Annotated in this window: 10 protein-coding genes and 1 pseudogene; 5 read left to right on the forward strand and 6 right to left on the reverse strand. The window is 62.4% G+C overall.

The window, feature by feature from the left end; all coding sequences use genetic code 11:
• Positions 1-66 precede the first annotated feature (66 nt).
• From EN906_RS07890 to EN906_RS07900, 3 genes and pseudogenes are all read left to right on the forward strand, one after another.
• A pseudogene (locus EN906_RS07890) lies at positions 67-402 on the forward strand (EamA family transporter); the annotation flags it as partial.
• A 207-nt stretch (positions 403-609) separates the two neighbouring features.
• Positions 610-1,569: an AraC family transcriptional regulator gene (locus EN906_RS07895; protein ID WP_127271117.1), complete on the forward strand. Its 960-nt coding sequence runs from the start codon at positions 610-612 to the stop codon at positions 1,567-1,569.
• 222 nt (positions 1,570-1,791) lie between these two features.
• Positions 1,792-2,502 (forward strand): outer membrane protein, encoded by a 711-nt coding sequence (locus tag EN906_RS07900; RefSeq protein ID WP_164748938.1) that lies wholly within the window; start codon positions 1,792-1,794, stop codon positions 2,500-2,502.
• A 395-nt stretch (positions 2,503-2,897) separates the two neighbouring features.
• Here the strand turns inward: EN906_RS07900 and EN906_RS07910 are convergent, their stop codons facing one another.
• The 4 genes from EN906_RS07910 to EN906_RS07925 form a co-directional block, all read right to left on the reverse strand.
• On the reverse strand, positions 2,898-3,821 hold the full coding sequence (locus tag EN906_RS07910) for an ABC transporter permease (protein WP_127270303.1): 924 nt from the start codon (positions 3,819-3,821) through the stop codon (positions 2,898-2,900).
• A 14-nt stretch (positions 3,822-3,835) separates the two neighbouring features.
• Positions 3,836-4,894, reverse strand: coding sequence for an ABC transporter permease (locus EN906_RS07915; RefSeq protein ID WP_127270302.1), 1,059 nt, complete (start codon positions 4,892-4,894; stop codon positions 3,836-3,838).
• A complete protein-coding gene (locus EN906_RS07920; protein ID WP_164766827.1) occupies positions 4,887-6,371 on the reverse strand; it encodes an ABC transporter ATP-binding protein in 1,485 nt (494 codons plus the stop codon). Before EN906_RS07920 ends, EN906_RS07915 begins: the two co-directional genes overlap by 8 nt.
• Positions 6,372-6,436: 65 nt before the next feature.
• Complete coding sequence (locus EN906_RS07925) at positions 6,437-7,552, reverse strand: BMP family ABC transporter substrate-binding protein (protein ID WP_164748937.1); 1,116 nt, start codon at positions 7,550-7,552, stop codon at positions 6,437-6,439.
• Positions 7,553-7,772: 220 nt separating this feature from the next.
• Here EN906_RS07925 and EN906_RS07930 point away from each other — a divergent pair, with 220 nt between their 5' ends.
• Positions 7,773-8,732, forward strand: a complete 960-nt coding sequence (locus EN906_RS07930; protein ID WP_127268795.1) for a LysR family transcriptional regulator — start codon at positions 7,773-7,775, stop codon at positions 8,730-8,732.
• The gene (locus EN906_RS07935) at positions 8,729-9,790 is read left to right on the forward strand and encodes an isopenicillin N synthase family oxygenase (protein WP_164748936.1); all 1,062 of its coding nucleotides are present in this window, start codon (positions 8,729-8,731) and stop codon (positions 9,788-9,790) included. Before EN906_RS07930 ends, EN906_RS07935 begins: the two co-directional genes overlap by 4 nt.
• A gap of 528 nt (positions 9,791-10,318) precedes the next feature.
• On the opposite strand, the gene EN906_RS07940 is transcribed toward EN906_RS07935, so the two are convergent.
• The gene (locus EN906_RS07940; RefSeq protein WP_127268794.1) at positions 10,319-12,616 is read right to left on the reverse strand and encodes a xanthine dehydrogenase family protein molybdopterin-binding subunit; all 2,298 of its coding nucleotides are present in this window, start codon (positions 12,614-12,616) and stop codon (positions 10,319-10,321) included.
• A partial coding sequence (locus tag EN906_RS07945) for an FAD binding domain-containing protein (RefSeq protein WP_206529073.1) occupies positions 12,613-13,126 on the reverse strand: 514 nt, incomplete at its 5' end. The genes EN906_RS07945 and EN906_RS07940, both read right to left, overlap by 4 nt.

A 13,126-nucleotide genomic window follows, 5' to 3' on the forward strand; every position in this document is an offset into this window, starting at 1 on the left:
ATCTGGGCCAGCACGATATAAAGCGCCCAGAAGGCCGGCGCGGAGCTTGGTACCCGCACCACTGCCTACGGCATGGCCATCGCCGCCGTGCTGGTGCTGCCCTTCGGTATCGCGCAGGCGGGATCCGCGCTGCTGTCGCCGTCGATCCTGGTCAGCGCGCTGCTGGTCGGCCTGTTTTCCAGCGCGTTGCCGTTCTTTCTGGAGATGGTGGCGCTGACCCGCATGCCGGCGCGCATCTACGGCACGCTGACCTGCCTGGAGCCGGGGCTGGGTGCACTGGCCGGCTTCCTGTTCCTGCACGAGAGCCTCACCACCACGCAATTGGCCGGGATCGCAGCCGTTGTTGTCGCCGCCTTCGGCACGGCGCTGACATCACGGCCGCCGGTGCCATCGCCGGAGTAGGGTGGCGCGATTCGTCGGCACTGGGTATTTTCGAGTAATCCGAAATTCAACCAGCCCAATCCACGAAATTAAGCCAATCCTTGTCCATGACGGCACTGGAATTGTCACCTGGCGCACAAGTATTTCCGGCTCTGGACAGACCGTGATCTGGTCCCATACGGTGCGTGTCGAAATGAAGACGCGATTGTAGAAAAGGCCGGTTGCCCCTTGCAAAAGAACGTCTTCTCATCGGCGGATCTGCCGCCGCATCTGGATCATCGCGCACGCTTCGCGCTCTGGCAGGACATCCATGTCGCCGAGATATGGTCGGTCGAATACACGATTTCGGAGAGACTGTCGTTCGAAGCCGCGATCGAAGCCACCGCTGTCGGCTCGCTGGTGCTTGGGCAGATGGCCGGGACGATCCGTCATGCCAGCCGCAAGGCGGGCAATATCGCCGCCGACGGTCGCGACGGCTATCTGCTGCTGGTGAACAATGGCGATACGGTGCTCAGCGGCACGCAGATTGGCCGCGATTATCACGTCGGCAAAGGCGAGGCCGCACTGGTCTCGGCTTCGGAAGCGTTGCAGATGACCGGCGGCGACAGCAATGTCTGGGCCAATGTGGTGCTCCCTCGTGCCGTGCTGGAAAATGCCTTCGCTCATATCGAGGATCGGCTGGCGTTGACCGTTGGAGCCGACAATGAGGCGCTCGGCATGCTCAAGCGCTATTGCAGCTTCCTGGAAGCAGGCCCGGCGCTGGTCTCGCCCGACCTCATCGGCCACGCCACCGAAACGATCGTCGACCTGATCGGCCTTGCGACCGGCGCCAAGGGCGAAGCGGCCGAACTGGCGGGCCTGCGCGGCCTGCGCGCGGCAAGGCTGCAAGCCATACTGCAGAAGATGAGGGATAATTTCGCCGATCCCGCCATTTCGGCGCAGGGCGTTGCCGGGCAATTGCGGCTCTCCGTTCGCTATGTCCATGACCTGCTGCAGGAAACCGGGGTGAGCTTTGCCGAGCGCATTCTCGAACTGCGCTTGCAAAGGGCGCATCGCATGCTCCGCGACAGGCACAATGACCGCATGCGGATCAGCGAGATCGCGCTGCTCAGCGGCTTCTCCGACGTCTCCTATTTCAACCGCTGCTTCCGCCGCCGATTCGGCTCGACACCGGGCAGTGCCAGGTAGTCTCGCCGGCCGCCAACCCCGCTGGATACACGACACGCCAATCGACTGAGGCCGAATGGCCACACCAGCCGGGAAAGCGCTGCGATGCTTTCCCCGACAATTCGGGTGCGGCCCAGCCCAAGACGCAGCCAGCGGACAATGCAACACCGGATTTCTCGACAACAGCTGGATCTCCGCAGCTCATTTATGCGGTGGGGAAGCAACATGGGGCAGCAGACAACAATGAAAACTCTTCTTCTCGCAACGGCCTTCATTCTCGCGCCGCTCGGTGTGGCGTGTGCGGCTGATATCAATGAGGTTTCGCCTGTTGCATCCGGCTACGACTGGTCCGGACTCTATGCCGGCGTCGACATCGGCTACGCGGCCGGAAAATCCAATCTGTTCATCGCCGGCGGCGGACTGGGCGGGGCCACCGATCTCAATGTCTCCACCGATCCGAACGGATTTATCGGCGGTGTCCATATCGGCGCCAATTACCAGATGGAGAACAGCTTCGTGATCGGCGCCGAGGCCGACATTGTGTACAGCAATATAGATGGGCTGACGGCCCTCGACGCCGGCGGCGGCGGTGTCACCACGTTGCTCAAGAGCGAACTCAAATGGTCGGGGTCGGCGCGGCTGCGCGCCGGCTATGCTTTCGATCGGACCTTGCCCTACATCACTGCCGGCGTCGCCGCGGCCAAGTATGAACTGATTGCGGTCAGCGCCGGTGGCCCTGCCGCCGAAGTAACGCTCCACAGCGACAGCCATGTCGGCTGGACCGTTGGAGCCGGCATCGAACACGCCTTTACCGACAAGTGGATCGCGCGGGCCGAATACCGCTACTCCGACTTCGGCAGCCAGGACCTCTCGGTGGCAGCCGGTCTGCCTACGGAAACCCATGTCGACCTCCAGACACAGGATATCCGGGTCGGGCTCAGCTACAAGTTCTGATCCGCTGAAGCTGCTGATCTCCCCCTTGAGGGGGGTGAGGGAGTGGTCCGCGCAGCGGACGGAAAGCCAATCGCTTGGCTTTCCGAACGACGAACGCCTGGAGCGAAAGCGAAGGGCCGGGTCCGGCAGGCCAGAGGGGGCGGTCCGGCTGGGCTCGGCCTGCTGTTGCGGATGACGTTGGCGCTTTACGCGCGGCGACCCCCTCTGTCGTCTCCGTGGCGCTTTGTTCTTGATCTCACGGTTAGTGGCACGCGAATAGGCGTCGAGCGGAGCCGCAGGGTCAGCGCCGGGCGAGGGGGGACGGCACAGACATCGGCGATCCTTGATGCTTGTCCATGAAATCCGCGAAGTCCAGAAGGATGCGGGCGGCGGGGCTCATGAACCGGGCAAGTTCCTTATTGTTTGTCTTGTCGTAGATAGACCCTGCCGAGGAAGGCCGGCTCGCCGGAGCGCCGGCCGCCCAATGAGCCTGCCACCAGCACGACAAGCGTCAGCAAGTACGGCAAAGTCATCATGAGATAGACAGGAACGTCGGCGCCTATGGCTTGTAGTCTAGGCACAAGCGCATCCGCGCTTCCGAAAAGAAGCGCACCCCAGAGAGCTCGAGCCGCGTTCCAGCGCGAAAAGATGACGAGCGCAACGGCAATCCAGCCGCGCGACGCGACCATTCCCTCCACCCAGACATGACTTGTGGCGACTGAGAGATAGGCTCCGGCGAGACCACAAAACAGCCCGGATGCCAGGACAGCCCCGAACTGAACCAGTTGCACGTCGATACCCGCGACATCCGCGGCGGCCGGGTTTTCCCCGACGGACCTCAACCTGAGGCCATGTCGGCTTTTGGAAAGCCACCACCAGAGCGCGCCGACCAGGGTCGGCAGCGCCAGCGTAACCGGGTCCTGCACCGCGAAAATGCGGCCGAATGCCGAACCGCGGTCTATCCCGAAGAGGTCGCCAAGTGTGGAAATGCCAGAAAAGGTCTTCTGCACGTAGGGTCGCCCCACGACCCCGGTGATGCCCAGTCCGATTGCGACGACGGCTAGGCCGGCGAGCGTATGATTGGCGCGCAAGGCGACTGTCGATATTCCAAACAGCAGAGCGAGAGCCATCGCGGCCGCTGAGCCGGCGGCAAGACCAACCCAAGGATCGGCTCCGGAAAGCACCGTCATCGCGCCGGTCATGGCACTGACCGCCATGAGCCCTTCCGCTCCAAGATTGAGAACGCCGGCTCTTTCGCAGATAATGAGGCCGAGGCTCGCCAGCAGCAACGGTGCCGCATAGCTCGGAATGATGGCAATCCAGCCGATCAGAAAATCCATGCAACTGCCCCTTCCTAGTTCTTGGGCCGTTTGAGCGAATAGGAGCTGAAGAACTGCGCCATCAAAATCGACATCAGTACCGCGCCTTGCATCAGCACGATCATCGCTTCGGAGATCGAGTAGAAAACCTTCAGGACATTCCCGGCGGTGAACACCGCGCCGAGCGCGAAAGAGATCACGACCACCCACAATGGCTTCGCGCGGGCCAGGTAGGCGATCACGATCGCGCTGAAGAGATAGCCGTTGCCGACGGACTGGTTGAGGCGGTGCTCCGTCCCCGCCACGATCATCATGCCGGCAACGCCTGAGAGAGCGCCGGAGAGCAGCACGAGCCCCACGGCTATGCTGAGCACCGGCAGGCCCGTGGCGAGCGCGGCCTTGGCGTTGAAACCTACAGCATCCGCGTAGAAGCCGACCCGGCTGTGTTCCATGACGAACCAGATGGACAATGCGATAACGGCGACCAGGAAGATTCCGGCATGCAACTGCCCCCATCCCAGAACGGGAAACCAGCTCGCCTCGGGAAAGGTGGCGGTCACGGGAAAGCTGTTGGAAGGGTCTCTCCAGACCCCGAACAGAAGATGCTGCACGAGCAGAAACGCGACGCTTCCCAGCAGCAGGGTCGAAATAACCTCGTTAACGCCCCACTTGAGTTTCAGAAAAAGCGGAATCGCAATCCAGGCGGCTCCCGCAAGCGCTGCCAGAACGAACATCGTCGGCAACCTCAGCACTTCAGGCCCGCTGCCGTTCAGCGCCACCCAGGTTGACGCGATCGCGCCGAGCCATAGCTGGCCCTCCACGCCGATGTTCCAAAACCGCACGCGCATGGCAACGCCGGAGGCGAGGCCGACTAGCACCAACGGTAAAGCGGCCGTCGCCGTCTGGGAGAGGCCGTCCGAGGTCAGAAAAGTTGCAATCAGGAACTCATCCACAAGAGCGCTTGCCGGCACGCCCGCATGCACGAGCAGCACCGCCGAAACCGTCAGCCCGACCAACAGTCCGCCAACATAACTGAGACTGGTCAACAAGAAGCCGGGATTTTGCCTGCGAACAAGGAAAGCTGTGTCAAGCATGGCCTGCTAAAAGGCCTCCTATCCATTCAGGCGTGACGTCGCCGGTCTGACGGCAGCCGACGATCCTTCCTCTGTTCATGACGGCCACCCGATGGGACAGGGACATGACCTCCTGGAGATCCTCGCTGATCAGAAGGCAGGCCGCGCCGGCTTCCACAGCTCCGCGGATCGCCGATCGGACGAACTCGGCCGCTTTCATGTCCAGCCCGCGAGAAGGGGAATGCGCTATGAGAACCTTCAGGCCGTGATCGAGCTCCCGCGCGAGCAACACTTTCTGCGCGTTTCCTCCCGAGAGCAAAGAGGCCGGCCGTTCCGGCGTCGCGCCGCGGATATCGAACGCATCGATGGCCTCGGCGGCCTTCTCGCGCATCGCCCGCCGGCTCAGGAGAAACGGACCGCCGAAGCTACCGCTGGCGACGGTCGTGAGCGCGAGATTGTCGGCAATGGAAAGCTCCCGGATCAACCCGCTGTCAAAGCGGTCGGAGGGGATGACGCGCAAGCCGGCCTCGCGGCGCTGGTCTGGCTTGGCGGTGGATATGTCCTGGCCATCCAGTACGATCGCGCCGGCACCGGCACGGTCGAGTCCGAGAAGGCAGGCAACGAGTTCCTCCTGCCCGTTTCCACCGACGCCGGCGATGCCAAGGATTTCGCCGACATGCAGCTCGAACCCGAGATCGTTCAGGCTTTGCCCGTGAGCGGTCGCCCGTGCGGAAAGCCTTTCCACGCTCAGACACACATCGCCCGGCCGAGATGACGGCCGGCCCGCAACCGTCAAGGCATCGCCGACCATCAGCCGCGCCACCTCCGCTTCGGTGACGTTCGCAACCCGCGCACCGTCAAGCACGGTCTCGCCGTGCCGCATGATCGTTACCCGGTCGCAGAAAGCGGCAACCTCCCGGAACTTGTGCGTGATCAGAACCACGGCGTGACCTTGCCTCGACAATCGCTGGGCAAAAGAGAGAAGCGTGCGCGCTTCCTCGTCGGTCAGCACCGCCGTCGGTTCGTCCATGACCAGAATTCGGGCGCCCAGAAGCATGACCTTGATGATCTCGGCGCGCTGGCGTTCGGCGATCGAAAGGTTCGCTACCAGCTTGTGCGGATCGACGGGCAGGCCGATCTCGCTCGACTTGGCGGAAACGATCGCCGCCGCATCGCTCAGCGTTTTCACAGCAGCCTTGCGACCGAAGCCGAGGAGAACATTTTCGGCAACCGTAAAACTCTCGACCAGCCGGAAATGCTGATGGACCATGCCGAGACCGGCGGCGGCGGCTTCCAGCGGGCTGCGCAAACTGATCGCTTCGCCGTCGATCGATTGGTCGCCCCCGTCAGCTACATAGACGCCGGCCGCCACGTTCATCAAAGTGGACTTGCCTGCACCGTTCTCACCGACGATGGCATGCACCTCTCCCCATTCGAGACAGAAGGACGCATCGCGGAGCGCGGCTTTGCCGTCAAACGACTTGCCTATGCCGCGCATCAACAGAGCCGCCGGCGTGCCCGGCGGTTGTCGCATGTCTCCTGCCTGCGGAAGCGCCGTCGTCATTACTTCGCCGGCATGGTGCCGATGACACCGTCGACGAAATAGTCCATCGACCAGAGCGCCGCATCGTCGACCTTCCCGCCGGCGTCGACAACGATGGTGCCGTCTTGCTTTTTCAGAGGGCCCTGGAACGGATCAAGCTTGCCGGTGATGATCTCCCGCTTTGCTGCCTCGACCTTTGCCTTGGTCTCCTCGGAAACCGAGGGGCCAAAAGGAGCGAGATCGACCACGCCGGCTTCAAGGCCTTCGAAGGCGCCGTATTCCTCGGGTTTCCAGTTGCCGTCGATGATCTCCTTGATCGTCGGCACAAGATATTTCTCCCAGCGGAAGATGACGGAGGTCTGGATCGTCCGCGGCGCGGCATGCGACATGTCGAGCTGAAAGCCTATCGAAGGAACGCCTGCCTTTTCGGCGGCGTCGAGCGCCGAGGTCGCGCTCAGATTCGTGGCGAGCACGTCGGCCTTCTGGTCGAGAATGGCCTGGGCGATCTGCCCTTCCTTCACCGGGTCCCACCAGGAGTTGGCGAAGACCGCGACCGTTTCGATCGTAGGATCGACCGAATGGGCCCCGAGTGCAAAACTGTTGATATCCCAGTTCACCACGCCGACCGGAAAGCCGGCGAGGATGCCGATCTTCTTCGTCTTCGTCGCCTGTCCTGCCGCGATGCCTGCAAGGTACCAACCCTGGTAAGTGCGGGCATAGAAGCTTTCCATGTTGGCCCCATTCTCCGTGCCCGAAGCACTGAGAAACGCCACATTCGGATAGGCTTTGGCCGCTTCGGCCATTGGGGCGCTGTAGCCATAGGTGGTGCCGATTATGATGTTGAAGCCGCGCTTGACGTAGAGATCGATCGCCGCGCGCAGCTTCGTGGTCTCTTCCGGTATGTTCTCCGTCACCGAGACAGGCACCTGTAGCTGTTCCTCCACGGCCTTGCGGCCGGCCTCGAGGGCTTCGTTCCATCCGCCGTCTTGCGCTGAACTTGCATAGATGAACGCGACCTTGGGCGACCCTTCCAGAGTAAAGGCATATGCGCCGGACGCAGCACAGGATGCGAAAACCGTGGCCGCCGCCGCGAACAGGCGAACTGAGCCGGACGGCATCGTGTTGCGCTCTTTCATTTCGTGGTTCCCCTTGTTTTCTTTGTTTTTCTCAGCCGGAAGCATGCCGCGCCCATGCAGCTTCCCTGCACGGTGACGATTGCCGCCGGAGCGTCTTTTTTGATTTGGCAAAAGCGAATTGGCTCTTGTGCAGTGCATAACAGCCGATTACGTTCGTTCATGCAACAAAAATAATCATGCTCATTTTTTGGGCATTTTGCACAGAAATGTGAACGATCAAATGAACACCGATGCTCTGGCATCATTTGTAAAAATCGCGGAACTGCGGTCATTGTCCGCCGCGGCGAAGTTGTACGGCCTGCCCAAATCCACGCTCAGTCTTCGGCTCAAGCAGCTTGAAGACGATCTGAAGGTCGCTCTGTTCGAGCGCTCCGGCCGTGTCCTGTTGCTCACGGAGGCAGGGCAAACCCTGCTCGGGCACGCGCGGCAGATACTGCAAAGCTGCGATACGGCGCGGGCCGCCGTGACGGAACTGAGCGACGACGTGACCGGAACCTTGCGGATCGGCGCCACGGGGGAGTTCGGCACGGCCTACTACACGCAGATGCTCATGGCGTTCAGAAAGCTCTACCCCAAGGTGGAAATCGAACTCACCTTCTTTTCGCCGCACGTTCTCTACGCGCCGGAGAGCCTCGATATGCTCGACGCCGTGATTTCATGGGACGAAGGTATCGAAGGCGGCGAAACGCTCTCCACCGCAAAATTCGCACTCTTTGCCAGCAAGAGTTATGTCGAGCGTGCCGGGATGCCACGAAAACCCGCCGATTTGGCGGAACACCAGGGCATTGTCTATCGCACCTCGGCGGGCCTGCAGCACTGGCGGCTACAGAAAGGTACCGCGCAGGAAAGTATCTTGCCGCGCAGCAACCTGATCGCCAACGAATACTGGACTATCAAGTACTTCGCCGTTGCGGGCGAGGGCATTGCCTATCTACCGCACTTCTTCACCACGATCGAGTGTGAACGCGGCCACCTCATTCCGTTGCTCGACACATGGGAGTCCGCGGAAAAGCGGGTCAGCATCCGCATATCGCGCCCGCACGCTCCGTCGCGTAAGATGACCGCGTTCATGGATGTCTGCGGCCGCTACTTCTCGCCCGGCTTCGTTTTCACGGGGCCGCGCTACTACGTCGAAACAATTTTCGATGCAAGCCAGCAAGAAAAGGGAACAGAAAAATGAAGGTCCTTGAAACCGGCAACGGCGCGCGTGCAATGAAAGGGGGAGGGCTCGACCCGCAGCGTGTCAGCTTCGACAAGATCCCGATCATTGATCTCGAGCCCATGTTCACAGGCGACGAGGCGGCCAAGCGAAAGCTCGCCCAGGAACTGCGCGAGGCCTGCACGGAAGTCGGCTTCCTCTATATCAAGAACCATCACGTTCCGAAGGATGTCATCGATGCCACGTTTGAGGTGGCGGAGGTGTATTTCGCCGAATCCGACGACGTGAAGATGGAGAATCACGTTTCCAATTCAAAGAATAATCGCGGTTATGCGGCAATATTGGAAGAGAATACGGATCCGACCGCGCGCGGAGACCTGCACGAATCCTATGATATTGCGTTGGATGTGCCAGCCGACGATCCGGACGTGAAGGCCGGCAAAGTACTCTACGGTCCCAACCAGTGGCCAGCGGGCAGGCCGGAGTTCCGAACGGCACTGGAAGCCTACCATGCCGAGATGCTGACGCTGAGTGGCCACCTGCTCCATGCCTTTGCTCTGGCTCTGGGGTTGGAGGAGACATATTTCGACCTGCTGGTCGGCAAGCCGCTCGCAACTTTGCGGGTGCTCCACTATCCACCGCAGTTTGGCGAGATCGATGACCGACAGATCGGCATTGGGGCGCATTCGGACTATGAGTGCTTCACGATCCTGGCCCAGAAGGATGGTATTTCAGCCTTGCAGGTACTGAATGCAACAGGCGAGTGGATTGCGGCCGATCCCGTCCCCGGCTGCTTCGTCGTCAATGTGGGAGATCAGATGGCGCGTTGGACCAATGACCTTTTCGCCTCGACCGTCCACCGCGCGGTGAACCGTTCCGGCAAAGAACGCTATTCGATCCCGTTCTTCTTCGGTCCAAACTATGATGCCGTGATCGAGGTGCTTCCCAGTTGCGTTGATGAGGATCATCCTGCGAAGTACCCCCCGATCACGTCGGGCGAATACGTCAACGGCCGCTTCAAGGCGACATTTGCGCACTATGCCGCGCAAAGCGAGGCCGGCGCCGAAACCGCGGCTTAAGCGGATAATCCCGTCATGCGCGGCCGCTCCTGTGGCCGCGCATCGCGTACCCGCCGTCCGTTGACCGAGATCAATATGATAGCACCCGCGATGGGTAGCGTCGGGTTAACTGGTTAGCCATGGAGTCACCAGAAGAACCCATTTCGGTTTGACGGTGGATGTGGCTAATTTTTCGGCTTTGAGGGCTTCGTGGAGCGCGGTCTTGCCGATTTGGGCTTTGAGCAGCAACGGAGCAGAAAACCTGCATAAGGAAGTCACGGCTCGTCGTCCGGGTCAGCGGTTTTCGGATCGCGTGGCGGGCCTCGGTTTCGGCTATGGCCGCGGCAAGGCACAGCCAGTCGGCGATGCTGAGGGGGTAATGTTTTCAGGGGGCATTTTGCCGGTGCCAAAATGGATGTCGCTCATGGTCTTACCCCTTGATGGTTGCGCGAGTGCTGAAGGTGAAAGTGTGGAGGGAGCACCACCGCCCGAAGCTGCGGCCTGGCCTCCCCACAAGGGGACCCTCAAGGGGGAGATCGGCCACCGCCCTTAAATCAGCTTCTCCAGCGTGATCGGCAAATCCCGCACGCGTTTTCCCGTCGCATGGAACACCGCGTTGGCAATCGCCGGCGCCACGCCGACAATGGCCAGTTCGCCAACGCCCTTGCCGCCGAGCACCGAGGAATGCAGGTCGGGGATGCCGACCGAGATCACCTCGATGTCGGGGATGTCGGCATTGGTCGGCACGAGATAGTCGGCGAGGTTGTCATTGACGATGCGGCCGTGGCGGCGGTCGACGATGCCTTCTTCCAATAGCGCCTGGCCGATGCCCATGATGATGCCGCCCTTCCATTGGCTTTCGGCAAGTTTCGGGTTGTAGAGCCGCCCCGAATCCAGCGCCGACACCACACGCGATACACGCACCGTGCCGAAGTCCTCGTCGACGCGCACCTCGATGAAATGCGCGCACCAGGAGTGGCGGGAATAGTCGCCCTCGGTGTGAGGCAGCGCCATGGCGATGGTGGTGTAGTTCTTGTAGCGCTCCTCTGGCGTCGAGTTTTCCGGCATGGTGTCGCCGGTGGCTTCGATGTGGTCGCGGCCGACGCTTTTGAGCAGTTCGGCGATCGAGACATCGGGGCCGTCGCCGCGCGGCGAAGCGATGCGGCCATTGGCGACGACCAGCGTGTTGGCCTGCAGCGCGTGGAAAGGCGACCGCGGATCGCTGATGGCAAGGCCCACCAACTGGTCGAGCGCTGAGCTCGCGGCCTTGTATACGGCGCCGGTCATGACGCCGGCCAGGCGCGAGCCGCCGGTGACGCCGGCGCGCGGAAAGCGGGAGTCGCCGAGTTTCACCACCACGTCGTCAGCTCGCACGCCGACCGTTTCAGCGGCGGTCTGCGCCAGGATTGTGTAGGTTCCTTGACCCATGTCGATCGACGAGCTTTCGACCTCGACCGAGCCGTCGGCCAGGATACGCACGATCGCCTCGCCATAGGCGCGCCGAACCGGATAGGTGCCAGCCGCGACGCCCCAGCCGATCAGCTGGTTGCCGTCGCGCATCGAGCGCGGTTCGGGCGAGCGCCTGGCCCAGCCGAAGCGCTCCGCACCTGCGGCAAAAGCCTCGCGTAACTGCCGGGTAGACCAAGCCTTTTTGGCATGCGGATCCTGCTCGGCATAGTTCCGGAGCCGGATTTCCAGCGGGTCGATGCCGACCTCGTAAGCGAGCTCGTCGATGGCGCTTTCGATGCCGAAGGCCGAGGGGTTTTCGCCCGGCGCGCGCATAGCGCCAGGCACCACCGAATTGACCCGCACGACATTCTGCTTCGAGGAGAAATTCGGCGTCGCATACATGATCGAGGTAACCGATCCCAGCGGCTCGACCCACATGCCGTCGATGGATGTCTCATTGACGCCGCGATGCACGATCGATTGGATGTTTCCTTGCGCATCGGCGCCGATCGTCACCGTCTGGCGCGTCGCGGCGCGGCCACCATAGCCGGTAAAGGTCTGCGGCCGCGTCATCACCAGGCGCACCGGCCGGCCGAGCATTTTGGCGGCACATGCGGCCACCGCGCCATGGCTCAGCGCCAGCGCCTTGGAGCCGAAGCCGCCGCCAATATAGGGCGAGACCAGCCGCACATTCTCGAACGGCACGTCGAACCATTCGGCATAGGTGCGGGCCATCCCGTCCAGCCATTGGCTCGGCTCCCACACGGTGAGCTTGTCGCCCTCCCAGCGGGCGATCAGGCCATGCGGCTCCATCGGCGCCTGGTATTCGCGCGGCGTGTTGTAGGCGGCGCAGATGCGGACCGGTGCCGAGGCGAACGCACCTTGCGCATCGCCCCATTCCTTGGTCATGGCGTCGATCGGGATGCCGTCGCCGGCCTTGCCGTCGCTGAGGTCGACGATGGAAGGCGTCTCGTCATAGCTGACCTTGACCAGGGCCGCCGCCGCGACCGCCTGTTCGAAGGTCTCGGCGACGACAGCGGCGACATGCTGGCCCGAAAAGGTGATGTCGCGCGCGAGCGGGCAATAGGGTTTGTCGGGCGGCGGCGTGCCGAACCAGTCCGCCGCGGTTTTCAGGCTGATGATGGTGTCCGGCGTCAGCACCTGCAGTACGCCGGGCGCCGCCTCGGCCGCCTTGGTGTCGATCGCGCGCACCTTGCCGGATGCAATCGTGCTCTCGACCAGCACGGCGTAGGCGAGGCCTTCGAGCTGCTGCTCGACGGCGTATTTCGCCGCACCACTGATCTTGGCCGGGCCGTCGACGCGCGACAGCCGGCCGCCGACGGCTTCGGCAAAAGCGCCGTCGGACGCATCACCATGCCTGATGTTGTGAACGGTCATGCCGTCTCTCCCAATTTGAGGATGGCGCGGGCGACGACGCGCGGCGCCAGTTCGACCTTGTAGTGGTTGGCGCCATGGTCGACGGCACCTTCGACGGCGAGCAGGCTGGCGGCGCGGACCGCGTCCGGCTCCAATACCTTGCCCTTCAGCGCGTCTTCCACGGCCCGCGCACGCCACGGCTTGGTCGCGACGCCGCCGAGCGCCACGTGCAAATCGCGGATCGTTCGGCCGTCAGCCTCGAATTCGATGCCGACCGCCGCACTGGCCGCGGCGAACTCGTAGGACTGCCGGTCGCGGATCTTCAGGTAGGTCGAACGCCGGGTAGCGGCCGAGCCGGGGATCTCGATGGCGGTGATCATCTCGCCCGGTTCGATCGCATGTTCTTTTTCCGGCGTGTTGCCGGGCAGCAGGAAAAAGTCGTCGACCGGGATCTGGCGCTCGCCCAGATGCACGATCGCATCGAAGGCGACCAGCGCCACGGCGAGGTCGCCCGGATACATGGCGATGCAG

Origin of the sequence: Mesorhizobium sp. M7A.F.Ca.CA.004.06.1.1, assembly GCF_003999135.1 — a bacterium.
Classification (GTDB): domain Bacteria; phylum Pseudomonadota; class Alphaproteobacteria; order Rhizobiales; family Rhizobiaceae; genus Mesorhizobium.